Source organism: Ruegeria sp. YTSA168, assembly GCF_059610045.1.
Genome location: NZ_JBXWMW010000002.1, coordinates 325,128 through 349,601, shown reverse-complemented (window position 1 = coordinate 349,601; position 24,474 = coordinate 325,128). Strand labels below are relative to the sequence as shown.

Here is a 24,474-nt window from a genome sequence, read left to right as displayed (position 1 = left end):
CGAACCTACGCGGAAGGATAACAGAAGCTGTCAGTCGAGCAGTCGCCGCCTTCCAGACGAATCTGGTGTGCGCGCATATTCTCGGGGAAGTTGATGTAGAAATCCGGATCCAGCACAAAGCTGCCATCGTCGCCTACATTGGCCATCACCATCTGGCCGCCTTCCTGATGCGGATAGAATTGGTTATCCCAAGTCGAATAGAGCGAGTTGGTCCAATAGACGCGTTTGCCATCCCGGCTGATCTCAACCATTTGCGGGCCGTAGATAAAGTCTTTGCCATTGGGATGCTTGGTCTCGCGCGCGATCCCACCCAGTTCAACCTTGCCGTTTAGAACCGGATTGAACGGATCAGAGACATCGTATTGATGCATCTCGCCTAGCCCCCAACAGGCGACATACAGGTATTTATCGTCCAAGCTGAGGTCGATATCTGTCACCAGCGGTGGCACCGCGCTGAACCCTTTCAGCAGTTCTGGCAGGTTTTCTGGATCTTCCGGGCGAGGGTCGATTGTAATAGTCTTCTTCGACTGCCATTTGCCATCGTCATCGCGCCACCAGGTGAAGATTGCCCCTTGTAGGTTCGTTGTGTCCACCACGATACCGCAGAATCCATAAGACTTCGTCGGATCATGGGCCGGGCGAATTTCCAGCGCCATCTGGTAGTTCTCACCAAAATCCATGGTCTGGATGTTTTTGCGCGCACGCAGGTCCCAGAAATGGATGGAATGGCCATATTTATTGCTTAGCAGATCCTCGGGGACTACCCCATTTTCAAACTGCGGCGGCAAACCCCATTCCGAGCTGACCATGTAATCCTGCGGCAGGTTCCACCAGAAATCATAGTGCTTGTCCTGCTTGCCCCGATCCATCTCATAGCGACCTATGATCTCGAAGGTTTCGCAATCCATGATGAAAATACCCGGAGGTCCCTCTGTTCCATCCGGGCCGGCACCACCTAGGGTCGAAACATAAATGCCCTCGGGACCGCAATGGATAGTATGCGGGCGTGAATAGCCGGTTTTTTCAAACACTTCTTCGGGCTCGATGATCTTGTGGATCGACGCGTTCAGAGGCTCTTTGACGTCAAAGATATAGATGCGACTGGATCTGATGCCAGGAACAATCAGATATCGCCTTTCAAGAAATGCGTGTCCGGATAGTGGGGACAGGGCCGAGGAACAGGCATTCCAGCCAAAGTGGTGAAACTCGTCCCCGGTATGTGGGGTCATCACGGTACGTACGATCTGCCCATACGTGTCCGAGCCATCTCGAAGGTCGATCACAGCCAGACCATCGTGTTGGCTGGGGTCTTTGCCCAGCATGATGGTAAAGGCGAAATTCTCAACCGGCGCCTCCATCGCCAGTTTGGGTGACGCGTGAAACGTCGGATCTGGTCGTAAGTTCATGGTAGTCCTCCCTTTTGTTTACCCCACCTCCTTGGGGCCCGCCTACAGGCGTCGATGAATTTCTGCTCTAGACACCTCCAACATTGCACAGTTGGATGGCGCCGCTGACCTTGGCGGCCAGATCTTTGAGTTGCGCCCCAATCTCTTGTCTGTATTCGGTTCCAAACCGGCGCACCGGTCCGACAGCACCTACGCTGAATGTCACTCCGATCCGGCCTACGGCCACAGGGGCTGCGACGCTGGCAATGCCAATGTCGATTTCCTGATCACAATCGGCAAAGCCCTGTTCCTGGATCAACTTGAATGCTTCAATCAGCTCTTCACGTGTGGTTTTGGTATGATCGGTAAACGCCCTGAGCGCGCCATTTAGAATCGTGTCCTGAAAACCCGGTTCGGCAAAGGCTGCAATGGCCATCGAGCAGGAGCAAGCATGCAAGGGGCGTTCTCCTATGCCAGGATGAACGAACGCGCGGGCCGGGTCTTCGGGTGTTTCGACATGAATGATCTCGATCTTGCTGTCCCGGAACCGGGCCAGAAACACCGTTTCGTTGAAGGTGGTCGCCGCCGCTCGCAGAACCGGGGCGGATACGCGGCGCACATCGATATCGGATTTGCCCAGCAAGGCGATACGGATCAGGCGATCACCAATCACATAGCGCCCATCCCCATTCGGGTCTTCAATCAGGCCCTGATCCAGCAGGGATTGCACCTGCCGGTAGCAGGTCGGTTTGGGTAGGCCGCTGGCCATCTGCACCTCAGCAACCGAAACAGGCCGGCCAACGACGGCGATAATTTCAAGTAAACTGATCAAGCGCTCTAGGTGCATATAGTTGGGATACCATCGTATGGTGAGAATTGTTCTCGTATAATGAGACATCGCCGATAAAGATCAAGCTTTGTTTGCCAGCTGGTCAAAAACAGATTTGTGAATGGGTGAACCGAACCTTCGGCAATAGGCGCATTCCCAGGTCAGAAACCCAGGCTGGTTTAACGCGATAAGTGATATGAATTCAGTCAAAGACCGATGTTGACAATACGCGCGCAGCAAATAATTTTACCTAATAAAATAATATTGGAGAGACTACCGTGTATCTCGGACTGGACTTGGGCACTTCAGGGCTCAGGGGCGTTCTTATTGACAAGGGGGGCACTGTCATCGGCAATGCCGAGCAAGAGATTGCAACCTCTTATCCGCATTCCGGATGGTCCGAGCAAGCGCCTGAGGATTGGATCGAAGCCTGCAGGACGGTTATCGCCCAGATCAAGGCAGAGCATGAAACGGAGTTTTCCAAGCTGTGCGGGATTGGCCTCAGCGGTCATATGCATGGGGCAACCTTGTTAGATCGCGACTTGAGCGTGCTGCGCCCCTGTATCATGTGGAACGATACGCGTGCTGCGCAGGAAGCAGCGAAGTTGGACCAGATCGCAGACATGCGGGCCATATCCGGTAACATCGTCTTTCCGGGCTTTACGGCGCCCAAGCTCGAATGGGTGCGGACGCATGAGCCGGATGTCTATTCCAGAGTGGCTAAGGTGCTCCTGCCCAAAGACTATCTAAGGCTTTGGCTGACCGGTGAGTGCATCAGCGACATGTCTGATAGCGCTGGCACGTCGTGGCTGGATGTCAGCGCCCGCACCTGGTCAGAAACCGCGTTGCGTCTAAGTCATATGCGTCTGGACCAGATGCCCGGGCTGGTGGAAGGCAGCGAAGCGGGTGGAGAACTCAGGGCAGAGCTACGACAAGACTGGGGTCTTTCGGGGCCGGTGGTTGTTGCCGGTGGGGCAGGGGATAATGCAGCCGCGGCCTGCGGGATTGGCAGCGTTGAAGATGGGGTAGGGTTCCTGTCGCTTGGTACTTCGGGTGTTTTGCTGGTGGCCCGTAACAAATACGCGCCTAAGCCTGAGACGGCGGTCCATTGCTTCTGCCACGCAGTGCCCGACATGTGGATACAGATGGGGGTCATTCTGTCCGCCACAAATTGCATGAACTGGTTATCACGGAATCTCGGGCAACCCGTCAGTGACCTGGCCGACGCGTTGCCTAAGTCACCAAAAGGGCCATCCGCGACGCGTTTTCTGCCCTATCTGTCCGGAGAACGAACACCCCATAATGACAGCGCCATCCGAGGCGCTTTTCTGGGCCTTGATGTCTCCTCGGGTCCCGTTGATTTGACACAGGCGGTTATGGAGGGCGTCGGTTTTGCCATGCGGGATTGTCTTGAGGCACTAAGAAGCACAGGAACCGAGCCCAGCAGCCTGATGGCCGTTGGCGGCGGGGCGCAATCCCCTTACTGGCTGGAAACACTTGCGACCGTGTTGCAAATACCCCTGGCCCTGCCAAGAGGCGGCGAATTCGGCGCGGCAATTGGGGCTGCACGCCTTGCAATTTGTGCAGCCAGCGGCGCTGATCCCACCGATGTTATGTCGCCGCCCGAGGTGGGCAGCATTATTGAGCCGCGCGCCGATCTGTTTGCCGCATATGAACAGGCGTATCAAAGCTATCGCCAATACTATGCGGCGCTGGCTCCGCTTGCGCAAAAATGACCGGACAAGTGATCCAGCAAGCCACCCTCGAAAGTGGTGAAATGCGCGTATGCTTGCTGAGCTATGGGGCGATCACCCAAGGCTGGTGGTACAGGGGCCTCCCAATGATCCTGGGTTATGATGATCCGATGGATTACCTGCCGGATCGTAATTATCTGGGCGCCATCGTCGGTCGCGTTGCCAACCGCATCGCAGGTGCGTCATTTGCATTGGACAAGGCGTGGTTCGCGCTGGATGCAAATGAAGGCCAGAACATTCTACATGGTGGGCGCTTGGGCCTTTCGCACCAACATTGGACCCTCACTCAGGTTGCCGAGAATGAGGCAGTGTTGCGCCTAAACTCACCGGATGGAGATTGCGGCTTTCCGGGGCAGGTGCAGTTCGAACTGCGCGTCACACTCGAATATCCACGTCTGACCTATTCGGTAACTGCTCAGACGGATCGTCCAACACCGATCAGTATCGCGCAGCACAATTACTATTCGTTGGGGAGCACAATGGGCGTTTCCGATCATCTTCTAAAACTGGCCTCGGCCCGATATCTGGACACCGACGATCAGGGAATAGCGTTTGGCCCGGTGTCTAAGACCGCCGGGGGCTCGATGGATTTCAGCTCTGCCAAACCTATCAAGGAAGCTGGGGCAGATTTGGATCATTTCTTCGTGTTCGGAACTGACACCAAACAACCCGTCGCCGAAGTCATCGCGCCGAATGGGTTGAAACTGAAGCTCTGGTCCGATCAGCTCGGTGCGCAGATTTACACCGGTGGAGGTCTGTCTGACCCTTTCTCTCCCAGAGCGGGCCTGTGTATCGAGCCATCGGGATACCCCAATGCGCCGAATGTTACGACCTTTCCGTCAATTATATGTACTCCCAAACGTCCCTATCGCCAGACCCTGACCTTAGAAATCACCGAGGGTGCAGCATGAGGTTCATCGCAACACTGGCGGCCGGGGGCTTTGCCTTAGCATCAGCCACAAACGCGACATCGCTCGATTTGGGCCCGCGCCCGGTATTTGTTGAACCCGACCTCGAAGCCGTCGAATTGGGCCAATTGCTGTTCTACGACCCGATCCTGTCGGGCAACAGGAATATCAGCTGTGCGACCTGTCATCATCCTGACTTGGGGACATCCGACGGTTTGTCGCTGGGGATTGGCGAAGGGGGTGTGGGTCTAGGGCCCGAACGCGGGCTTGATCCGAACAACCTGCCCGAACAGCGCATTCCGCGAAATTCGCCTGCGCTTTGGAACCTCGGCGCAGCCGAGTTCACAACGTTCTTTCATGATGGTCGGCTTGAGGCGGATCCGACGCAGCCAGAAGGCATCCGCACCCCGCTGGGGACGAATATGCGACCCGGGTTCCAATCGGCATTGGCCGCGCAGGCGATGTTTCCTGTACTGTCACCGGATGAGATGGCAGGCCACTATTCCGAAAACGACGTCAGTCAGGCGGTACGTCTTGGCCTGCTCACTCAGGAAGGCGGTGCCTGGGACCTGATCGCAGCCCGCGTTGCGTCGATCCCCGAATATCGGGCGCGGTTTGATCGGGTGTCGCCCGGAGAGGAGATCACCTTTACCGCCATCGCCAACGCGATCGCGGATTTCATCGCCTTTGAATGGCGCGCTGACAACAGCCCCTTTGACCGGGCTATGCGCGGTGAGGAACTTCTGCCACCAGATGCGCAACTGGGGGCCGACCTGTTCTATGGTCAGGCGGGATGCAGCACCTGCCATGCGGGCTGGTTCCAAACGGATCACAGTTTTCACGCCATTGCCATGCCTCAGATCGGGCCCGGAAAAAGCGCACGATTTGAAAGCCATGTGCGCGATGATGGTCGGTTACGTGTCACCGGGGACGCGCGTGATGCCTTCGCCTTTCGCACGCCATCACTGCGCAATGTGACGCTGACGGCGCCTTATGGTCATAGCGGCGCCTATGCGCGGCTCGAAGATGTGGTGCGCCACCACCTTGAGCCGGAAAGCGCCTTGCGCAGTTATTCGATTGATATGGCTTTGCTGTCGGAGTTTCCTGGGGCATCTGATCGAGCGGCCTTGTTGGACCCGGACCACGTAGACGCGATAGCCAATGCCAATGAGTTGGCTGAGATCAGCCTGACGGATGAGGAGGTCAATGCAATTCTGGCCTTCCTGACCAGTCTTGAGGACCCCGCCGTACGGCTCGGTATCCCGGATCAGGTGCCCAGCGGGTTACCGGTCGACCGCTGACTAACGCTCGATCCGAATGCTCTGGTTGGCTTCAAACGCCTGCCAGTCTCCGATCTGCCCATCTGGCCAGATAATCCGCACTTCGACTGTGTCGGCCGCGCCCAGGCCAAAGTGATGTGGCCCTGCGATGCCGCTGGCATGCCCTCCGCCGACAGTAACTTCACGGGTCTGTAGACCGGCGGGCGTCCTGATCTCGATAAACCCGCCCACAGCAAACCGGTTTGAACGGTCCTGAGAAACCTCGACCACTAGCCAATTTCCGTTCTGGGATTGGCTCTCATACAGCTCAAGCGCCGCGCCTCGGTTGACCACCACCAGATCCAGCCAGCCATCCGCATCAAGGTCCGCCAAAGCCGCACCGCGCGATTTTGCCATCGAGGCGATGCCTGCGGTCACCGACATTTCTGCGAACTGGCCATGCGAGTCCTGCAAAAGCAGGTTGTTCGGGTCGTTCAGAGCCGCATCAGGCATCTGTTCCACATTGCCTTTAGCCACAAAAATATCGTCCCGTCCGTCGTTGTTGACGTCCCCGAATTGCGCGTGCCATCCGGTTGAGGGGCGACCATCTCCGCCTACATGCGGACGATGGGCAGTAGTGCCCCGTTCATAGGTCGCGTCTCGCCAGGTCGGTCCCTTGGCCTTGGGGTCGAACGTCTGAAGTTTCTGATCGCCCATCGAGGTCAAGTAGACCTCAGGGAACCCATCTCCAGTCAGGTCACGCGATGCGATGCCCATGCCCCAGATCGAATAGGGCAACCACCCATCTTCGGCAGAGTAGAGTAAGGGTTCTGGTTCCATCGCCCAGAGCTGCTCCTGACCTCCCTTTACATAGTAGTGGCGGTCATTGCTGACACGCAGGTCCGCGCGTCCGGACCGAGACCAGTCGGAGAACAGAATTGAAAGCGAGCAATACCCCGGATCCAGATGCGCCGGTGGCAGATAGCTGCCGTCCTTGGGTCGGTACAAAACCGTTGGGCCGCAGGCTTCAAACGGACCATCTGGATTGCTGCGGTCGACATATGTGCCAAAGGCAAGGGTCGGCAGGTTTTGCTCATCTTCCCAAGTCGCGGAAAATCCGGTTGTCCAATGATTGTCTGATTGAAACTTAAGCGTGGTGAAAGGGCTGAACCGACAATCTGCCGCGCCCTTCACCAGCAGATCGGGGCCAATCCGCAATATGGCGAGGTCCAGAATGCCGTCGCTGTCGATATCCAGCGGATAGGCGCCAGTTACACCCGTTAGGTTCAGTTCTTCGGGCGTATTGGCATCGTATGAAATACTGTCTGACGAAGTGTTTCGAAACAGCTGCGACGGGTTCGCGCCTCCAGCTGCGAACACTTCGGGCAGGCCATCCCCGTCGCAGTCAAAGACGGCGACTCCGCCACCGACGAAATGCTCCCACCCGCCATCGTAGATGTGGCTTGCAATCTCGACCGGTGTGAAATGCGGGGTTTGCACCTCCGCCGTAAGTGCCGAGGGCAACATCAGAAGGACAAACAGCTCAGGACGCATGTGCCGGAATGTCCTTCACCTTGAGGATCGAGACCTGCTCGATCGCATAGGCCGCCGCGCCCTTGGCCCACATCTGATCGCCCCAATGGTGAACTTTGATCTCGGGCAGGGGGGTATCCACATTCACAACGCCGCTGCGGATACGGGCCATCACCTCATCCGAATAAAGATGCTCCAGCCCTTTTTGCCCGCCGGACAGAATGATGCATTCGGGGTCAAACAGGTTGATCAGGTTTGAAATCCCCAGGCCAAACATCTGGCCCGCGCGCCCCAGAACGGACGCCGCCATTACATCCCCCTCGCGGGCTTTGTCGTAGATATCAGCGATTGTCTTGGGCCCTTGATTTTGGTGCGCGACTGTCATCTCACGGATCAGCGCATAGACACCGACATAAGCCTCAAGACACCCGCGTTGACCGCATTGGCACAGCGCGCCGTCCAGCTGTACCTTGGTGTGTCCAAACTCGGCCCCGCATCCACGTTCCCCGCGATACAGCTTGCCATCTAGGACGATACCAAGACCCACGCCATGTTCGATGGTTACAACAAGGAAGTTCCTTAAACCTTTACCATAGCCAAAATGCTGTTCGGCCTTGGCGACCAGGTTTGCGTCATTTTCGATAAAGGCCGGGCAGGCTAGCGCCTTGGGCAACAGCAGGCTGAAATCAATGTTTCTTTCCGTCAGAGAGGACGACCAGTGTACAAAGTTGTTTTCCGCATCAACAAGCCCGGCAATGCCAATCGATACCCCCGACAGGTCCTCGATTGTTTTACCAATCCGGGCACTGGCTTCTTGCAGCGCGGCGCGAATTGTTCTGACAAATACCTCGGGCGTCATCTGCGCGTCGGGCAGCGGATGATTGTATGAGGCCAAAGGCACACCTTGAAAATCAACCAGGATCACCGACAGCACGTGGCGTGCAACTTTGAGCCCCGCGACAAGATAAGAATTGCCGTCCAGTTCCAGCAAAACCCGGGGGCGTCCGCGCTTTGCAGATTTGGATGTCGAGTCGCCCTCTGTCTCTTTGATCAGCCCCGCTGTGATCAGATCAGCGGTCGCTGAGGTGACCGTCGCCGGGCTGGTCTGCAGCGCGCCAGCAATATCGGTACGAGAGACAGACCCCAGGGTCCGAATATGTTCGAGAACCCGCAGGCGGGTTGTGTTTCGTTGTTCTGTCGAGGTTTGAGAAGCTTTGCTTTTCAGCATCTTGCCCATCCGAATCTGATCTTCCTGCCAATTTATTGGGATTTTCTGCGTTCGAACAGACTAAATATTTTACTGACTGAAATAAATATGGTACTCCCGATTCCGAAAGCCACGAATCGACTTCGAGATGGCTTGGAAAAAACGGGAGGAAATCATGAAAAAACTTCTCAGCCTTTCGGCTGCGGTTGCATTGATGGGATCGGCGGCCTTCGCTGATCCGGTTGTTGGCGTAAGCTGGTCGAACTTTCAGGAAGAGCGTTGGAAGACAGACGAAGCTGCAATCAAATCGGCTTTGGAAGCCGGTGGTGCTGAATACATCTCTGCCGACGCGCAATCGTCGTCTGCAAAACAGCTGTCGGATATCGAAAGCCTTATTGCTCAGGGCGTGGATGCGCTGATCATTTTGGCGCAGGACGCACAGGCCATCGGTCCCGCCGTTCAGGCCGCCGCCGATGAAGGCATTCCTGTGATCGCCTATGACCGTCTGATCGAAGACGATCGCGCCTTTTATCTGACGTTTGACAATGTCGAAGTCGGTCGGATGCAAGCGCGCGCGGTTTTCGAGGCCATGCCCAAGGGCAACTATGTCATGATCAAAGGCTCTCCGACCGATCCAAACGCAGACTTCCTGCGTGGCGGTCAGCAAGAGATCATCGGCGCGGCTGTCGACAGCGGTGACATTGTGATCGTGGGTGAGGCCTATACCGATGGCTGGTTGCCTGCAAACGCGCAGCGGAACATGGAACAGATCTTGACCGCCAATGAGAACAACGTTGACGCAGTCGTCGCCTCGAATGACGGTACTGCTGGCGGTGTTGTGGCGGCTCTGACAGCGCAAGGGATGGAAGGTATCCCGGTCTCGGGACAGGATGGCGACCATGCTGCACTGAACCGCGTTGCCCTGGGCACGCAAACCGTATCGGTTTGGAAAGACGCTCGTGAACTGGGTAAAGCAGCCGGTGAAATCGCTGTTGCGCTGAGCAGCGGAACCAGCGCGGGGGATGTTGACGGCGCGGTTAGTTGGACCTCGCCTGGTGGCACCGAAATGACTTCTGTCTTTTTGGCTCCGGTTCCGATCACCAAAGACAACCTGAGTGTTGTTGTGGACGCCGGATGGATCTCGCAAGAGGCCCTGTGCCAGGGCGTTGAAAACGGGCCTGCGCCTTGTAACTGAATCTAAATTCCCTGACCCTCATGTTTGGGTCAGGGGCCTTTGCTGATATTGAAAGATCGGAAATGACCGAAACTTCGTCTCAGCCGGTACCCCAAAAAACCAAACAAAACCTGTTCCAGCAATTGGAACTGGATATGCGGCTTTTGGGCATGATCGGCGCCTTTGTCATTCTATGTATCGGGTTCAACATCGTCACGGATGGCCGATTTCTGACACCCCGAAACCTGTTCAACCTGTCGATTCAGACCGTCTCGGTCGCGATCATGGCCTGTGGCATGGTGTTCATCATCGTGACACGCCACATTGATCTGTCTGTCGGTGCGCTGCTGGCAACAACTTCGGCTGTAATGGCGATGACCCAGACGGAGCTGTTGCCGCATATGCTGGGGCTAGGGCTGAACAACCCGCTGACCTGGGCGATTACAATCGTTGTCGGGCTGCTTGTCGGTACGCTGATCGGTGCTTTTCACGGATGGATGGTTGGCTATCTGACGATCCCGGCATTTATCGTGACACTGGGCGGCTTTCTCGTTTGGCGAAACGTGGCGTGGTATATGACCAGTGGCCAGACCATCGGTCCGCTGGACAGCACCTTCCTGATGTTTGGCGGCACCAACGGGACCTTGGGCACGACCGTCAGTTGGCTGTTCGGACTGTTTGCGACTGTCATCGCAATTTGGGCCTTGTGGAGCGGGCGTCGCGCCAAAGCAGCGCATGGGTTCCCGGTCAAACCAGTTTGGGCGGAATCAACCCTCGCTGTGATCATTGCCATCGCCATTTTGGGATATGTGTTCATCGTAAACAGCTATGCCATCCCGACCCGCAGGCTGGAGCGTATGTTCGAAGCACGTGGAGAGATTATGCCAGAGGGGTTGGTTGTCGGATATGGCATCCCAATCTCGGTTCTCATTCTGATCATCGTCGCGGTCAGCCTGACCGTGGTGGCGCGCAAAACACGGTTCGGGCGGTACATCTTTGCCACCGGAGGCAACCCGGATGCGGCCGAACTTTCTGGCATCAACACCCGGTTGCTGACTGTTAAAATCTTTGCCCTAATGGGGTTTCTGTGCGCCGTCTCGGCCGTTGTCGCCTCGGCCCGGCTGGCCAATCACTCCAATGATATCGGCACGCTGGACGAACTCCGGGTTATCGCTGCCGCTGTGATCGGAGGAACGGCCTTGTCTGGCGGGATCGGTACAATCTATGGCGCCATTCTCGGGGCCCTGATCATGCAGGCGCTTCAGTCTGGCATGGCCATGGTGGGTGTCGATGCACCATTCCAAAACATTGTTGTCGGCAGCGTGCTGGTGCTGGCCGTCTATATCGACATCGTCTACCGCAAGCGATTGGGGGCCAAGTGATGCAAGCTCAGGAAACGCAAAAAAAGCCCTCGAATACCGGTCGTGGGTCCGGTGTCGCGCCGTTGGTCGAGATGCGCGATATCTCAATTTCGTTCGGTGGGATCAAGGCGGTCGATCAGGTGTCTGTTGACCTTTACCCCGGAGAAGTTGTTGGATTGTTGGGTCACAACGGGGCCGGGAAATCCACCCTGATCAAGGTTCTGTCTGGTGCCTACCAGATGGACCACGGTGAGATTTTGATTGACGGAAATCCGGTCGAGATCGGCAATCCAAGGGACGCGCGGGCCAACAATATCGAGACGATCTACCAGACGCTGGCCTTGGCCGACAATCTGGATGCCACCTCGAACCTATTCCTTGGGCGTGAAATGGTAACGCCCTTTGGTCTGGTCAATGACGCGGCGATGGAGGCGGAGTGCCGCAAGATCATGGCGCAGCTCAACCCGAACTTTCAGAAGTTCAACGATCCGGTTTCGGCTCTGTCCGGGGGGCAGCGTCAATCCGTGGCTATCGCCCGCGCTGTATACTTCAATGCTCGTATTTTGATTATGGACGAACCGACCGCCGCACTGGGTCCGCATGAGACACAGATGGTGGCCGACCTGATCCACCAGCTCAAGGCGCAGGGGATCGGGATTTTCCTGATCGACCATGATGTGCACGCAGTCATGGACCTGTGCGACCGCGCATCGGTTATGAAGAACGGCAAGCTGGTCGGAACCGTGGATATTGCGGATGTCACCGATGACGATCTGCTGTCGATGATCATTCTGGGCAAGAAACCCGGCGAAAAGGCGGAATGAGGTGAAGGATATGACAAGCGGTTTCTTCGAGGGGATCGGGCCGGTAGAGTTTGAAGGCGCAGACAGCGCAAATCCTCTGGCGTTTCGTCACTACAATCCGGACGAAGTTATCTTGGGCAAGCGGATGGAAGACCATCTTCGGTTCGCTGTCGCATGGTGGCATTCCTTTGCCTGGGAAGGCGGTGACCCTTTCGGAAGCGCTACCTTCACACGACCCTGGCACCCGCAGGACGATATGGGGCGGGCCCGCCTGAAAGCGGACATCGCATTCGAGATGTTTGATATCCTTGGGCAGCCCTATTTCTGCTGGCACGATGCAGATGTCAGGCCCGAGCAAGGCAATTTCGCCGATAATCTGAAAACGCTTGAAGAGATCACGGACTATATCGGTCAAAAGATGCAGGCGTCGGGTATCAAGCTCCTTTGGGGTACGGCCAATATGTTTAGCCACCGGCGCTGGATGTCGGGCGCAAGCACGAACCCCGACCCGGATGTGTTTGCCTTTGCAGCGGCCACGGTGAAATCCTGCATCGATGCAACTCACAAACTGGGCGGAGAGAACTATGTGCTGTGGGGGGGACGCGAAGGGTATGAAACCCTGCTGAACACCGACATGGGCACCGAGTTGGACCATATGGGCCGGTTCCTGAACATGGTGGTCGAGTACAAACATAAGATCGGTTTCAAAGGTGCCATTCTGGTCGAGCCCAAACCTCAGGAGCCCTCAAAACATCAGTATGACTATGATGCGGCCACCTGCATCGGGTTCCTCAGGAAATATGGTCTCGAAGATGAGGTGAAGCTGAACCTGGAACAGGGCCATGCCATCCTCGCCGGTCACAGCTTCGAGCATGAGATCGCAGTTGCGACGGCAGAAGGGATGTTGGGGTCCATCGATATGAACCGGAATGACTATCAGTCTGGCTGGGACACGGACCAGTTCCCCAACAACACACCCGAAGTCGCGTTGGCCTATTACTACATCCTGAAATCTGGCGGATTTACGACCGGCGGTACGAATTTTGACGCTAAAATTCGCCGTCAGTCTATCGATGCCGAGGACCTCATCGCTGCACATTTAGGGGGGATGGACATCTGTGCCCGTGGCCTGAAGGCCGCTGCTGCGATGATTGAAGATGGTGGGTTAGAGGCTGCCTTGTCCGACAGATATGCGGGCTGGGACGCACCCAAGGCCCAGGCCATGCTGACCAGCAATCTGGATGACATCACCGCGCGGGTCTTATCGGAAGGTATCAACCCAACCCCAAAGTCAGGTCGTCAGGAAAAGCTTGAAAACTACGTCAACCGGTTCGTTTGAAGGTAAAATGGCGCGCGTCAGCCAAGGCGTGCACCATCGGCATCAAAACGGTACAAGCGGTTCGGTTCATATCCAAACCGGATCGTCTCGCCAGCGCCAACCTGATGCTGACCGAACAGACGCGCGGTGATCTGATGTTCTTGCATCATTGCGATCACATTCGTGTCGCCGCCCAGTTGCTCGACATGTGTGACATGGGCGGAAACCGGTCCATCATCGGACAGAAACAAATCTTCAGGGCGTATACCCGTTGTGACATCTGCGCTTTCGCCGATCAGGCTGGCAGGGAAGAAGTTCATCGAAGGCGCGCCGAGGAAGCCAGCCACAAACTGGTTCGCTGGATTGTTGTACAGCTCCATCGGGCTGCCAATCTGTGCGACACGTCCGTCGCGCAGAACGACGATCTTGTCGGCCAGCGTCATTGCTTCGGTCTGGTCGTGGGTGACGTAGATCATCGAAGCATCAAGCTGCTGATGAAGGTTAGCGATTTCCAGCCGTGTGTTCATGCGCAGTGCTGCGTCCAGATTGGACAACGGTTCATCGAACAGGAACAGTTTGGGTTCGCGCACGATGGCGCGGCCGATGGCGACGCGCTGGCGCTGGCCGCCGGACAGCTCTGACGGGTAGCGATCGATATAGGGCTCAAGGTTCAGCATCTTGCTGGCCTTGGAGACACGTTCCTCGATGACCTGCTTGCTCTGACCTTCCTGTTTCAAAGCCAGAGACATGTTCTTGCGCACATTCAGATGGGGGTAGAGCGCATAGCTTTGGAACACCATCGCGATGCCGCGTTTTGAAGGCGGGGTGAGGTTCATCAACTCTCCGCCAATGCGGACCTCGCCCGAGGTTACATCCTCCAGCCCTGCGATCACGCGCAGCAGGGTGGATTTACCGCAGCCCGAAGGGCCGACAAAGACGACAAATTCGCCATCTTCTACCTCGATATTGATGTCTTTGAGGACCTCAACAGAACCAAAGGATTTGTTCACGTTTGTAAGCGTCAGGGCGGTCATGTGCGTGCCTCTTTCAGCGAAATGGGTTGGCCGGTGCGGATGCTCTCATCTGCGGCAAGGCAGATGGCCAGCGATTGCACGGCGTCGTTCATGTGGCGGGTCAGGTCGATGTCCTCGGCGATGGCGCGCAGCATATAGGCCTGTTCAGCATCGCAGAGTTCCTGATGGCCAGGTTCATCCGGCATCTCAATTGTTTCGTCGCCCTCGGGACGATGGACCAACAGGCCACCAACTTTGGTGTGCCCGTCGATATCGGCCGATGCGCCTTTGTTGCCATCGGTGATCGAGACTGACCCGTTGGGCGATACGATATCTTTCACGAAGAACGCGGTTTCTGACATCATCGGACCCCAACCAGCCTCGTACCAGCCGACCGAGCCGTCCTCGAAGATCACCTGAAACTGGCCGTAGTTATACATATCCTCGGCAATCTGATCGCTCAGCCGCAGGCCCATGCCATGCACCCGCACCGGGTCAGAGTCGGTGATCTGGCACATCACATCGACATAGTGCACACCGCAATCGACGATGGGTGAGGTAGTTTGCATCAGGGCCTTGTGTGTCTCCCACTCGGCCCCGCTGCTTTGTTGGTTGAGGTTCAAGCGGAACACGTAGGGCCCGCCAAGGTCGCGCGCCTCGGAGATCAAGCGCATCCATGACGGATGGTGGCGCAGGATATAGCCGATCACCAGCTTGCGATTGGTCTCGATGGCTTTCGCAACAACGCGTTTCGCGTCTGCGACGGTGGTGGCCAGCGGCTTTTCCACGAAGACATGCGCGCCTGCCTCCATTGCGGCACAGGCAAAATCAGCGTGGCTATCAGAATAGGTGGCGACGATCACCAGATCCGGGTTCGTCGCGGCCAGAGCAGCCTGAAAATTCGAATAGGCCGGATAGTTTGAAAGATCGAGATGGTCCACGCGACCGGAGCGGTTCACCAGCCCCACGATCTGCGCATCCGGGTGGTGGTGATGGGCCAGCGCATGGCTCAGGCCCATATTGCCAAGGCCAGCAATCAGAACCCGGGTCATTTCACCGCCCCTGACGTGATGCCCCGGATCAGCTGACGTGAGAAAATGACATAGAGCACAAGCACCGGTAGGATCGCCATGGACAGCGCCGAAAGAACTGCGTTCCAGTCGGTGACGAATTGGCCAATGAAGACCTGGCTGCCTAATGTCAGGGTCTTGGTTTCCTCAGCCGGGGCGAGGATCAGCGGGAACCACAGATCGTTCCAGATGGGGATCATGTTGAACACGGCAACGGTCGCCATGGCTGGGCGAACCAGCGGCAGAACCAGCCGGAAGAAGATGGTGTATTCCGACAACCCGTCGACGCGGCCGGCGTTCTTCAGATCATCCGAGACCTGCCGCATGAATTCGGACAGGATGAACACCGCCAGTGGTAAACCTTGTGCCGTATAGACAAGGATCAGCGCCCAAAGCGTGTTCACCAACCCGGTAGCTACCATCATATCGAGGATCGCCACCGTTCCGATGCGGATCGGGATCATGATCCCAAGTGCCAGGTAAAGGCCCATCAGGGTGTTGCCCTTGAACTTGTATTCACTCAACGCGAAGGCCGCCATTGCGCCAAACACCAAGACCAAAGTCAGCGATGCAACGGTGACGATCAGCGAGTTCTGGAAGTAGAGGAAGAAGTCCCCCTGCTTCATAACGGTCTGGTAGCCGATCAACGAGAAACTCTCGGCGTCGGGCAGGGCGAGAGGCTCGCGAAAGATCGAGCGGCGGGTTTTGAAGCTATTGATGATAATCACAAAGACCGGGAAGAGAGCGATCAACGTGTAGAGGATCAGCGCCCCATGCATGGCGGCTGTGTTTAGCGGGTTATGGCGTGCTTTGTTCATGCGTTCACCCTCACAGTTGATACCGGCGCATCCGGGTCTGGATGCCGAAGAGATAGATACAGACACCTACAAGGATGATCGCGAACATGGCTCCGGCGATGGCAGACCCCATATGCGGATCGCCCAATTGCAGCTGGAAGCCAAAGAAGGTGCGGTACATGAAGGTGCCCAGGATATCGGTTGAGAAATCCGGCCCTGCCAGCGCGCCTTGGGACACATAGATCAGGTCGAAGGCGTTGAAGTTGCCCACAAATGTGAGGATCGAAATGATGCCGATTGATGGAATAATCAACGGCAGCTTGATCTTCCAAAAGGCTGATGCTCCGGTGATGCCGTCGATCTCGCCGGCTTCAAGGATCTCTTCGGGAATCGACAGCAGCGCGGCATAGATAAGCATCATCGGGATGCCGACGAATTGCCAGACTGAGACCAGTGCGAGCGTGGTCAGGGCGTACTCTTCTTTGCCCAGCCACGGTGCGAACAGGGATTTCAGGCCAACAGCATCCAGCATGGATGGCGCGATGCCCCAAAGTGGCGACAGGATCAGCTTCCAGGCAAAGCCCACGATCACAAAGCTGAGGATTGTCGGGATGAAAATTGCAGACCGGTATAGCGCGGCAAACCGCAGGCGTGGATGTGACAGCAGCGCCGCAAGCGCGATGCCGATGGGATTCTGCACCAGCATATGGATCAGGAAAAACCAGAAGTTATTGCCCAAGGCATTCCAGAACTGCTCGGACCAGATCGGGTCAAAGAACAGTGTGCGGAAATTCTGCAAGCCCACGTAGATACGTGTCTGATCGACCTCGGTGAACAGCGCGAGGCGCAGTGTGTTGAACAAGGGGAAGATCATCACCGCCGTATAGACCAGCACCGCAGGGGCGAGGAAAACGGCAATGTGCCAGCGTATGCGGCGGGTTTGCATGAGATTCTCCGGGAACATGGTCCGGACGCGACGCGGGCCGCGTCCGGTTTGAGTGAGTGGCTTAGGGCTTACTGGTGCGGTGCGTACCAGCTGGCCAAACCGTCCTGCAGTTTCTGGCCAAGCGCTTCTGGTGTCTCAGTGCCTTTGATCGCGGCCACGGATGCACCCCAGGTCTCGTTTTCCAGGTTTGGCGTACCACGCGACAGGATCTGGTAGGTTGAACGGATGGTGCTTTCACATTCCTCACGCCAACCGACGATTTCCTTCGCCAGCGGATCTTCCAACTCGACCGGAGTGCTGGAGAGCGGGAAGAAACCGGGCAGGGCGTTGCCGAAGATGCTGGCAAACTCAGGACTTGCAACCCATGCCAGGAAAGTACGGGCCGCTTCCGGGTTTTCGCTGGCCGCGTTCATGCCGATGCCGATATCGGTGTGGTCCGAGATATAGCAGGTATCACCCGCATTCTGGACTGGCGGCTTGAAGGCGCCCATTTCGAAATCGGCCTGCGTGTTGAAACCCGAGATTTCCCAGCTGCCCGCCGGATAGACCGCCGCCCGGCCCAGTGTGAACAGGTTCTGGCTGTCGGGATAGGTCTGTGCCTCATAGCCGTCACCCAGATAGTCACCCCATTTTGCCAGCGCCGCATAGGGGGCAACCCACTGCGAGTCAGTCAGTTTCTGATCGCCCTTGATCAGAGCCAGACGGCCTTCTTCACCTTTCCAATAGTTCGGGCCGATGTTGTTGTAGCCCATGGTGGCGGCTTCCCACTGGTCGTTGGTGCCCATCGCCATTGGGATATAGGTGCCATCTTCCTTGATCTTGTCCAATGCGGCAAAGAACTCGGCCTCGGTGGTCGGAACTTCGATGCCCAACTCGTTGAACGCATCTTTGTTGTAGATGAAGCCGTGGATCACCGAAGCCATCGGAACGCAGAAGCTGGCCGATGCATCATCGGTCTGCCATGCAGATTTGGCGACGTCCGAAAAGTTGTTCATCGCATCCAGATCAGACAGATCGCTCAGATGGCCTGCTTCGTACAGCGCCAGAGAGGCATCAAACGGGCGGCAGGTGATCAGATCACCGGCAGAGCCTGCTTCGAGCTTCGAGTTCAGAACGGCGTTGTATTCTGCAGGGGCCGACGGAGAAAACACGACCTTGATGCCAGGATTGGCGGCTTCAAACGTCGGAATGATCTTTTCCTGCCACAGGGCAAGGTCATCGTTGCGCCAGCTTTCGATCGTGATCGTTGCATCCTGCGCATAGGCGCTACTTGCGACAAGCGCGGTGCTCATCAGGGCAAGGCTTAGGACATTGGGTTTCATTTGGTCTCTCCCAGTTTGGTAGTTTCATTATTTTGCTTCAGCCGGTTCATGGCAGGGCGCAAATGGCCCGCTGTCTCTGTCAGCAGCGCCTCTGCCGCCTCGGCGGATTTGGCGCCGGCAGCAACAAGCGCTGCGCTTTTCAGTGCGCCGCTGGTGGATCTGAGTGCTGCGTCGGCGGTTTCCGCAGTTACGCCCGCCAACTGGCAGACGATCCCGTTGGCCCGTGCGCGCAGCTTTTCATTGTCTGCACGCAGATTGATCATCATACCGTCCTGAACATGCCCAAGCTCGACCGCCATAAGTGTCGACAGCATGTTCAATGCGACTTTCTGCGCGGTTCCCGCACCCATTCGAGTCGAGCCGGAAATCAGTTCGGGCGGCGTAGGCAGCAACACGGCATGGTCCGCTAGTTGCAGCAATAGCGATCCTGCATTGTTAGCAATCCCGATGACGGGCACACTTTTGACACGCGCCAAATTGGCAGCGGCAATCGTATAGGGTGTCGTTCCGCTGGCCGAAACCGCGATCAGCGTGTCATTTTCGTGTAGGTCGGCCAATTCATCTTCGAGCGCATCAACCGCATCCTCGACATCGCCGGGCATTTCGGCTGTGGTCGGCAGGCCGCCGGCCATATGGATGGTGATTTGTGATGCGGGGATTGAGAATGTGCCCCCCAGTTCCAACGCATCCGATGCGGCCATCAGGCCGGAAGAACCTGCCGCCAGATAGCGAAGCTTGCCGCCTGACCGGATTGAATTGGCCATTGCCTGCGCGCCGCCACATATTGGGGCCAGGGCCTCCAGCGGTGCCTTTGCTGCCGACGCCTGCGACGCTGCCAGTAGGTTTGCCACTTCGATCAGCGGACGGGTGTCCAGCCCGTATGCATCCTGATGCAGTTGTTCCGTTACAGGCGTATTCACGTGATTCTCCCCAAGAGTTCCCATGATCATACCTTTTAAATACCATTAGTCTACCATTTATTTTAATGCCCTATTTTGAAGTAATTATGGGTTAAAACTACACATTTGGTCATAATTAGGACTTTGTTTTTACTAATAGGTATTATATAGGTCTATATATGACTCGATCTTCAAAACCACTGATTCTGGCTGTTGACGGGGGCGGAACACGCTGTCGTCTTGCCCTTTGCGACGGAGGAACGCGCCACAAGGTCGAGGTTGGCGCGGCAAATGTGTCTACTGATTTCGACGCTGCCTGCCGAGAGTTGCAGCGTGGACTAGAGGCCCTGATATCTAAATCCGGTCGCTCCGTTGACGACATCACGCGCGCGCCAGCTTATCTGGGTCTGGCAGGGATCACGGGGGACGCAATCGCGCAAAAACTCGCGTCGGCTTTGCCATACCACCACGTGCGTATCGAAGATGACCGCACCGCCGCTTTGCGCGGTGCGCTTGGCGCCAGCGATGGGTTTGTCGCACATTGCGGGACTGGGTCGTTCGTTGCCATGCAAGATTCCGGCGCAGTCCGATTGGCCGGAGGGTGGGGGCCTGTGCTGGGCGATCAGGCCTCGGCCCAATGGATCGGTAAACGCGCGCTATCGAGGACTCTGGACCATGTTGATGGCGTAAGTCCATTTTCGCAATTGGCGCAGGACCTGTTGGCTAGCTACGGCGGCCCACCCGGACTGGTCAGAGCAGCCGCGCAAATGACACCAACCGAATTTGGCGCAATCGCACCGCAAGTTACAGAGTTGGCCAGCAAAAAGGATGCGCTTGCAGCCACGCTTTTGCAGGACGGCGCGGACTATCTGGCAGGTATGATGCAAAAGATGGGCTGGAGCCCGGGTCTGCCGATTTGCCTGACCGGAGGTATCGGTCCGCATTATGCGCCCTATCTGCCTCAGAACATGCAAGCCGCTCTGGTTCAGCCTTTGGGCGATCCATTGTCCGGAGCGATGGCTTTGGCACGCGCATTTCAGGAGGAAATCGAACATGAATGTAACTGATTTCCTGCGGCCCGAAGGATGGCTGGGTCAAAGCGCAGGTCCGCGCTATGTCCAGCTTCGTCAACGGCTGGAACAGGGTATTGAAGATGGGATCCTACCCCCCAACAGCTCGCTACCGCCTGAACGTGAGATTGCCGAGTTGACCGACCTGTCGCGTGTGACCGTGCGCAAGGCTATTCAGGAACTGGTCCGCAAAGGTGCGGTTGAACAGCGGCAGGGATCGGGCTCATTCGTGCGCGAACCCGTTGCGCGAGTCGAACAGTCGCTTTCTCATCTGACTTCGTTCACCGAAGATATGGAAAGGCGAGGTCTCAAGACCACCTCAACCTGGCTGGAACGCGGAATTTTCCTGCCATCGCCGGAGGAGATGATGGCCCTGGGCCTGTCAACCAATGAACAGGTTGCCCGCATCCACCGCTTGCGCGCGGCGGGGGGGAGACCGATGGCACTGGAGCGCGCTGCGCTGCCGTTGGACATCCTGCCGAACCCGACCGAAGTGACCGGATCGCTTTACGCTGTGCTTGAACATACCGGGTTTCGACCCGTGCGGGCGATCCAGAAAATCTCGGCCATCAACCTCGAGGCGCCCGAGGCTAAGCTGCTGGATGTTGCCGAAGGCACTGCGGGGCTTCGGATTCAACGTACCTCGTATCTGGAAAGCGGGCGGGTCGCTGAATTGACCCGCTCAATCTATCGCGGTGATGCCTACGACTTTGTAGCCGAACTGCGCCTATCTAATTGAAAGCCTGGGACCATGTCTGACAAAACCACTCAAATGCGGCGGGAAATCAACGAGATACCCGACGCCGTCGGCCGCCTGCTGACCGAAGGCGCAAGCCGGATTGCGCAAACGGCTGATGAAATCCGGGCCCGTGATCCACGATTCCTGATCTCAGTCGCGCGGGGGTCTTCGGATCACGCTTGTAGCTTTCTGAAATACGCGTCCGAGCTGCTGTTGGGCCTGCCCATGGCCTCGGTCGGGCCGTCGGTCAAATCGATCTATGACGTCGACATGCGCTGCGAGGATGCGGTTTGTATTTCGGTCTCACAATCGGGGCAGAGCCCTGACATTGTGCAGCTTACGCAATCCGTAACCTCCGGCGGGGCCTATTCAGTTGCGATCACCAACAACACGGCCTCCGCTCTGGCCGAAGCGTCCACTGCGACACTTCCAATTCACGCGGGTCCCGAGCTGAGTGTGGCTGCGACCAAGACGTTCGTCACCTCTTTAGTCGCCGGCCTGTGGCTAATCGCGCAGGTGAAACGCGACGATGAGTTGTTACGCGCCATCCACGGTCTACCGGACAGCCTGTCTGCGGCGATTGCCTGTGACTGGAGCGCGGTGGCGGAAGCGGTGGATGGCCGTTCGCTGTTTACCCTGGGGCGCGGCCTGTCGCTGGCGATCTCGAACGAGGCTGCGTTGAAATTTAAAGAAACATGTCAGATCCACGCTGAAAGCTATTCGGCGGCCGAAGTACTGCATGGCCCTGTTTCCATCGTCGATCAGGGCTTTCCGGTGCTGGCCTTGTCCTCAGGCGATGCAGCTGAGTCCAACCTGGCCGAGGTTGCAGATAAGCTCGCCGCCAAAGGGGCGGATGTCTTTGCCACCACCAGCCGCGTGAAGCAGGCAACGGTGCTGCCACATGTCAGAACCTCGCATTGGATGACCGACCCGATCCCCACAATCGCCTCCTTCTACGGAATGGTCGAAAGTGTGGCCACCCGGCGTGGGGTCGACCCCGATATGCCGCGTCACCTGAAGAAAGTGACGGAAACGGTATGACCGGCCCTTCGATTACCTTTGCGGGCGGCCCGATATTCGACGGAAGCGACCTGCATGTCGGTTACGCTGCGCGGTTCCGCAACGGTGTGATGGAGGCATTGATCCCCGAGGCGCACGCCACCGGCGACCAAATCGAAGATTTGGCCGGGCGCATCCTCAGCCCCGGATATGTGGATCTGCAGGTCAATGGCGGTGACGGCGTGATGTTCAACGACGACCCATCCGTTGATACACTCAGCCGGATCGCAAAGGCGCATCGAGGGTTGGGCGCGACCCGTATCCTGCCTACCCTGATCACGGATACGGCCCAGAAAACGCGGGCTGCAATTGAGGCCGCAATCAAAGCCGTTCAGGCGGGTGTTCCGGGCATCGCTGGCCTGCATCTGGAAGGCCCGCATCTGTCGGAACGGCGCAAAGGGGCGCATGACGCAGCCCTGATCCGCCCGATGGAGCAAACTGATCTTGAAGCCATCGTTTATGCGGCAGGACATTTGCCCGCTTTGATGGTTACGGTTGCCCCCGAAACGACAACGCCTGAACAAGTCAAGGCACTGGCGCAGGCTGGCGTGATTGTCTCGCTCGGCCACAGCGATGCGTCCTTTGACACCTGCATGGCTTATGCCAATGCAGGCGCGCGCTGTGCCACACATCTGTTCAACGCGATGAGCCAACTTGGCAACCGAGAGCCGGGCCTGGTCGGTGCCGCCCTGGCCAGTGGAGCGATGTCAGCGGGGTTGATTGCGGATGGCGTGCATGTTCATCCCGAAACCATGCGCGCCGCCTGGGCTGCCAAGCAGGGGCCGGGCTGTATCTTCCTTGTCAGCGACGCGATGGCCGTCGCAGGGACAGATTTGACAGAATTCCAACTGGAAGGTCGCCCGATCCAGCGCACAGATGGCAGGCTGACCTTGCAAGATGGAACTCTGGCTGGCGCAGATCTATGTCTGACACAAGCAGTGAAGGTTCTGACAGAGCAAGTCGGCATCACATTTCCGAAAGCTTTGGCAGCAGCCACCAGCGTGCCGCATCAGTTCATTTCAAAACAGGGCGATGGGATGCCGATGGACCTGTCACACATGATCCTGATCGCGCCAGATTTGTCTGCGGCCCAGCCGGTTCTGGCCTGATCGACCCGGCAAGGGGGCCGATCACGACAGGCTATCAGCCTGTTACCGCACCATCGTGAGTTTGTTCCAATCGGCATAATCGGGGGTGCCTTCGCCCTTGATCTCGCCCGCATACCCGAATTCGACCATATGGGTCATCGTTGTGGTCTCGGTTGCAAAGATCACCGCATAGCTTTCCGGCAGGTCAGAGGACGACAAAAAGCGGGTTGCAGAGAAGTCGGCCCATCCGGCGTGATTAGTGCCCCGCGGGGCCGAAAACGGCACACCCAGCAGGGAACCTGAGAGTGGCAAATGGCAATGCCCGTGGAATATGTGCCGGATTTTGGCCGTATGAGGCGCAATCGTTTCAGCAAATAAACCCGCGTCCAGCAGCATAATCTCATCCATCGGGGCAATTTCGATCGGAACCGGGTTGTGATGCATGAATATCCAGACCGGACCAGGCAGGGTTTCCAACTGTCGGGACAGCCAATCGGCACGTTTAGCGCAGAAATGACCAGCATGGGTATTCGGGCCCCATGTATCCAGAAGCACTGCATGACCCAGACTCAGTGGTACCGTGCGATGCACAAACCCGCCTTCACCTTCCAGTTCCGGGAAACAGCGCAAAAAGGTCGGGCGATCATCGTGGTTGCCGATCAGCAACTCGACGGGAAGCGGGATGCTTTCCATCCGTTCCTTCAGCAACGCATAATCTGCAGCTTCACCCCAATCGGACAGATCACCTGTGATAAACAACGCCTCAGCGTCGCTGTGGCTTTGCATCGCGTGATCCAGCGCTTTGTTCAGATTGGCCAATGGATCACGACCGCTGATGGTATCGCCCGGCGTTGTCAGGTGAATATCGGTGAATTGAAGCAGCTTCATGGACGGCGCCTTTTGAGTATTGATCTAAGAGGAATTGGCCCACGCCAGCCTA

At 57.0% G+C, this 24,474-nt stretch carries 22 protein-coding genes; 11 read left to right on the top strand and 11 right to left on the bottom strand.

Going from position 1 to position 24,474, the window contains the following annotated elements; genetic code table 11:
• Positions 1–5: 5 nt before the first annotated feature.
• Both AC2FFE_RS05360 and AC2FFE_RS05355 read right to left on the bottom strand, forming a co-directional pair.
• Positions 6–1,406 carry a selenium-binding protein SBP56-related protein gene (locus AC2FFE_RS05360; protein WP_496817987.1) on the bottom strand — a complete coding sequence of 467 codons (1,401 nt, stop codon included), beginning with the start codon at positions 1,404–1,406 and terminating at the stop codon, positions 6–8.
• A gap of 67 nt (positions 1,407–1,473) precedes the next feature.
• Positions 1,474–2,232, bottom strand: coding sequence for an IclR family transcriptional regulator (locus AC2FFE_RS05355; RefSeq protein WP_496846083.1), 759 nt, complete (start codon positions 2,230–2,232; stop codon positions 1,474–1,476).
• A gap of 260 nt (positions 2,233–2,492) precedes the next feature.
• Between AC2FFE_RS05355 and xylB the strand changes: the two genes are divergently transcribed.
• Genes xylB through AC2FFE_RS05340 form a run of 3 tightly spaced genes read left to right on the top strand, consistent with a single transcriptional unit; the run spans position 2,493 to position 6,177 of the window.
• Complete coding sequence (xylB, locus tag AC2FFE_RS05350; protein WP_496846082.1) at positions 2,493–3,950, top strand: xylulokinase; 1,458 nt, start codon at positions 2,493–2,495, stop codon at positions 3,948–3,950.
• Positions 3,947–4,879 (top strand): aldose epimerase family protein, encoded by a 933-nt coding sequence (locus AC2FFE_RS05345; RefSeq protein WP_496846081.1) that lies wholly within the window; start codon positions 3,947–3,949, stop codon positions 4,877–4,879. The genes xylB and AC2FFE_RS05345 overlap by 4 nt, the downstream gene beginning before the upstream one ends.
• On the top strand, positions 4,876–6,177 hold the full coding sequence (locus tag AC2FFE_RS05340) for a cytochrome-c peroxidase (RefSeq protein ID WP_496817991.1): 1,302 nt from the start codon (positions 4,876–4,878) through the stop codon (positions 6,175–6,177). Before AC2FFE_RS05345 ends, AC2FFE_RS05340 begins: the two co-directional genes overlap by 4 nt.
• On the opposite strand, the gene AC2FFE_RS05335 is transcribed toward AC2FFE_RS05340, so the two are convergent.
• Both AC2FFE_RS05335 and AC2FFE_RS05330 read right to left on the bottom strand, forming a co-directional pair.
• Positions 6,178–7,689: a CRTAC1 family protein gene (locus AC2FFE_RS05335; protein WP_496846080.1), complete on the bottom strand. Its 1,512-nt coding sequence runs from the start codon at positions 7,687–7,689 to the stop codon at positions 6,178–6,180. It lies immediately after the preceding gene.
• Positions 7,679–8,896: an ROK family protein gene (locus AC2FFE_RS05330; protein ID WP_496817993.1), complete on the bottom strand. Its 1,218-nt coding sequence runs from the start codon at positions 8,894–8,896 to the stop codon at positions 7,679–7,681. Before AC2FFE_RS05330 ends, AC2FFE_RS05335 begins: the two co-directional genes overlap by 11 nt.
• A 154-nt stretch (positions 8,897–9,050) precedes the next feature.
• Here AC2FFE_RS05330 and xylF point away from each other — a divergent pair, with 154 nt between their 5' ends.
• From xylF to xylA, 4 genes are all read left to right on the top strand, one after another.
• Positions 9,051–10,070 (top strand): D-xylose ABC transporter substrate-binding protein, encoded by a 1,020-nt coding sequence (gene xylF, locus AC2FFE_RS05325; protein WP_496846079.1) that lies wholly within the window; start codon positions 9,051–9,053, stop codon positions 10,068–10,070.
• Between the two features lie 62 nt (positions 10,071–10,132).
• Positions 10,133–11,431, top strand: a complete 1,299-nt coding sequence (locus tag AC2FFE_RS05320) for a sugar ABC transporter permease (protein WP_496817995.1) — start codon at positions 10,133–10,135, stop codon at positions 11,429–11,431.
• Positions 11,431–12,234, top strand: a complete 804-nt coding sequence (locus AC2FFE_RS05315) for an ATP-binding cassette domain-containing protein (protein ID WP_496817996.1) — start codon at positions 11,431–11,433, stop codon at positions 12,232–12,234. Before AC2FFE_RS05320 ends, AC2FFE_RS05315 begins: the two co-directional genes overlap by 1 nt.
• 10 nt (positions 12,235–12,244) lie before the next feature.
• Positions 12,245–13,552, top strand: a complete 1,308-nt coding sequence (gene xylA, locus AC2FFE_RS05310) for a xylose isomerase (protein WP_496817997.1) — start codon at positions 12,245–12,247, stop codon at positions 13,550–13,552.
• A 17-nt stretch (positions 13,553–13,569) separates the two neighbouring features.
• On the opposite strand, the gene AC2FFE_RS05305 is transcribed toward xylA, so the two are convergent.
• The 6 genes from AC2FFE_RS05305 to AC2FFE_RS05280 form a co-directional block, all read right to left on the bottom strand.
• A complete protein-coding gene (locus tag AC2FFE_RS05305) occupies positions 13,570–14,565 on the bottom strand; it encodes an ABC transporter ATP-binding protein (protein ID WP_496817998.1) in 996 nt (331 codons plus the stop codon).
• Positions 14,562–15,596 carry a Gfo/Idh/MocA family protein gene (locus AC2FFE_RS05300; protein ID WP_496818000.1) on the bottom strand — a complete coding sequence of 345 codons (1,035 nt, stop codon included), beginning with the start codon at positions 15,594–15,596 and terminating at the stop codon, positions 14,562–14,564. Before AC2FFE_RS05300 ends, AC2FFE_RS05305 begins: the two co-directional genes overlap by 4 nt.
• Positions 15,593–16,432 carry a carbohydrate ABC transporter permease gene (locus tag AC2FFE_RS05295; protein WP_496818001.1) on the bottom strand — a complete coding sequence of 280 codons (840 nt, stop codon included), beginning with the start codon at positions 16,430–16,432 and terminating at the stop codon, positions 15,593–15,595. Before AC2FFE_RS05295 ends, AC2FFE_RS05300 begins: the two co-directional genes overlap by 4 nt.
• 10 nt (positions 16,433–16,442) lie before the next feature.
• Positions 16,443–17,357 carry a carbohydrate ABC transporter permease gene (locus AC2FFE_RS05290; RefSeq protein WP_039534942.1) on the bottom strand — a complete coding sequence of 305 codons (915 nt, stop codon included), beginning with the start codon at positions 17,355–17,357 and terminating at the stop codon, positions 16,443–16,445.
• Positions 17,358–17,425: 68 nt separating this feature from the next.
• The gene (locus tag AC2FFE_RS05285; RefSeq protein WP_496846078.1) at positions 17,426–18,679 is read right to left on the bottom strand and encodes an ABC transporter substrate-binding protein; all 1,254 of its coding nucleotides are present in this window, start codon (positions 18,677–18,679) and stop codon (positions 17,426–17,428) included.
• Positions 18,676–19,599, bottom strand: a complete 924-nt coding sequence (locus AC2FFE_RS05280; protein WP_496846077.1) for an N-acetylmuramic acid 6-phosphate etherase — start codon at positions 19,597–19,599, stop codon at positions 18,676–18,678. The genes AC2FFE_RS05285 and AC2FFE_RS05280 overlap by 4 nt, the downstream gene beginning before the upstream one ends.
• 158 nt (positions 19,600–19,757) lie before the next feature.
• Here AC2FFE_RS05280 and AC2FFE_RS05275 point away from each other — a divergent pair, with 158 nt between their 5' ends.
• From AC2FFE_RS05275 to nagA, 4 genes are read left to right on the top strand one after another with little or no spacing between them, the layout of a single operon-like run.
• On the top strand, positions 19,758–20,645 hold the full coding sequence (locus tag AC2FFE_RS05275; RefSeq protein WP_496846076.1) for a glucosamine kinase nucleotide-binding domain-containing protein: 888 nt from the start codon (positions 19,758–19,760) through the stop codon (positions 20,643–20,645).
• Positions 20,632–21,387, top strand: a complete 756-nt coding sequence (locus tag AC2FFE_RS05270; protein WP_496846075.1) for a GntR family transcriptional regulator — start codon at positions 20,632–20,634, stop codon at positions 21,385–21,387. Before AC2FFE_RS05275 ends, AC2FFE_RS05270 begins: the two co-directional genes overlap by 14 nt.
• Positions 21,388–21,399: 12 nt before the next feature.
• The gene (locus AC2FFE_RS05265; RefSeq protein WP_496846074.1) at positions 21,400–22,428 is read left to right on the top strand and encodes an SIS domain-containing protein; all 1,029 of its coding nucleotides are present in this window, start codon (positions 21,400–21,402) and stop codon (positions 22,426–22,428) included.
• Positions 22,425–23,555 carry an N-acetylglucosamine-6-phosphate deacetylase gene (gene nagA / locus AC2FFE_RS05260; protein ID WP_496846073.1) on the top strand — a complete coding sequence of 377 codons (1,131 nt, stop codon included), beginning with the start codon at positions 22,425–22,427 and terminating at the stop codon, positions 23,553–23,555. The genes AC2FFE_RS05265 and nagA overlap by 4 nt, the downstream gene beginning before the upstream one ends.
• Positions 23,556–23,597: 42 nt before the next feature.
• Here the strand turns inward: nagA and AC2FFE_RS05255 are convergent, their stop codons facing one another.
• Positions 23,598–24,422: a metallophosphoesterase gene (locus AC2FFE_RS05255; RefSeq protein WP_496846072.1), complete on the bottom strand. Its 825-nt coding sequence runs from the start codon at positions 24,420–24,422 to the stop codon at positions 23,598–23,600.
• Positions 24,423–24,474 lie beyond the last annotated feature (52 nt).

What these genes read in the sequence shown, in the direction of transcription:
- AC2FFE_RS05360 (WP_496817987.1), bottom strand. Translation starts at nt 1,406, where the DNA reads ATGAACTTACGACCAGATCCGACGTTTCACGCGTCACCCAAACTGGCG.
- AC2FFE_RS05355 (WP_496846083.1), bottom strand. Translation starts at nt 2,232, where the DNA reads ATGCACCTAGAGCGCTTGATCAGTTTACTTGAAATTATCGCCGTCGTT.
- AC2FFE_RS05345 (WP_496846081.1), top strand. Translation starts at nt 3,947, where the DNA reads ATGACCGGACAAGTGATCCAGCAAGCCACCCTCGAAAGTGGTGAAATG.
- AC2FFE_RS05340 (WP_496817991.1), top strand. Translation starts at nt 4,876, where the DNA reads ATGAGGTTCATCGCAACACTGGCGGCCGGGGGCTTTGCCTTAGCATCA.
- AC2FFE_RS05335 (WP_496846080.1), bottom strand. Translation starts at nt 7,689, where the DNA reads ATGCGTCCTGAGCTGTTTGTCCTTCTGATGTTGCCCTCGGCACTTACG.
- AC2FFE_RS05330 (WP_496817993.1), bottom strand. Translation starts at nt 8,896, where the DNA reads ATGCTGAAAAGCAAAGCTTCTCAAACCTCGACAGAACAACGAAACACA.
- xylF (WP_496846079.1), top strand. Translation starts at nt 9,051, where the DNA reads ATGAAAAAACTTCTCAGCCTTTCGGCTGCGGTTGCATTGATGGGATCG.
- AC2FFE_RS05320 (WP_496817995.1), top strand. Translation starts at nt 10,133, where the DNA reads ATGACCGAAACTTCGTCTCAGCCGGTACCCCAAAAAACCAAACAAAAC.
- AC2FFE_RS05315 (WP_496817996.1), top strand. Translation starts at nt 11,431, where the DNA reads ATGCAAGCTCAGGAAACGCAAAAAAAGCCCTCGAATACCGGTCGTGGG.
- xylA (WP_496817997.1), top strand. Translation starts at nt 12,245, where the DNA reads ATGACAAGCGGTTTCTTCGAGGGGATCGGGCCGGTAGAGTTTGAAGGC.
- AC2FFE_RS05305 (WP_496817998.1), bottom strand. Translation starts at nt 14,565, where the DNA reads ATGACCGCCCTGACGCTTACAAACGTGAACAAATCCTTTGGTTCTGTT.
- AC2FFE_RS05300 (WP_496818000.1), bottom strand. Translation starts at nt 15,596, where the DNA reads ATGACCCGGGTTCTGATTGCTGGCCTTGGCAATATGGGCCTGAGCCAT.
- AC2FFE_RS05295 (WP_496818001.1), bottom strand. Translation starts at nt 16,432, where the DNA reads ATGAACAAAGCACGCCATAACCCGCTAAACACAGCCGCCATGCATGGG.
- AC2FFE_RS05290 (WP_039534942.1), bottom strand. Translation starts at nt 17,357, where the DNA reads ATGCAAACCCGCCGCATACGCTGGCACATTGCCGTTTTCCTCGCCCCT.
- AC2FFE_RS05285 (WP_496846078.1), bottom strand. Translation starts at nt 18,679, where the DNA reads ATGAAACCCAATGTCCTAAGCCTTGCCCTGATGAGCACCGCGCTTGTC.
- AC2FFE_RS05275 (WP_496846076.1), top strand. Translation starts at nt 19,758, where the DNA reads ATGACTCGATCTTCAAAACCACTGATTCTGGCTGTTGACGGGGGCGGA.
- AC2FFE_RS05270 (WP_496846075.1), top strand. Translation starts at nt 20,632, where the DNA reads ATGAATGTAACTGATTTCCTGCGGCCCGAAGGATGGCTGGGTCAAAGC.
- AC2FFE_RS05265 (WP_496846074.1), top strand. Translation starts at nt 21,400, where the DNA reads ATGTCTGACAAAACCACTCAAATGCGGCGGGAAATCAACGAGATACCC.
- nagA (WP_496846073.1), top strand. Translation starts at nt 22,425, where the DNA reads ATGACCGGCCCTTCGATTACCTTTGCGGGCGGCCCGATATTCGACGGA.
- AC2FFE_RS05255 (WP_496846072.1), bottom strand. Translation starts at nt 24,422, where the DNA reads ATGAAGCTGCTTCAATTCACCGATATTCACCTGACAACGCCGGGCGAT.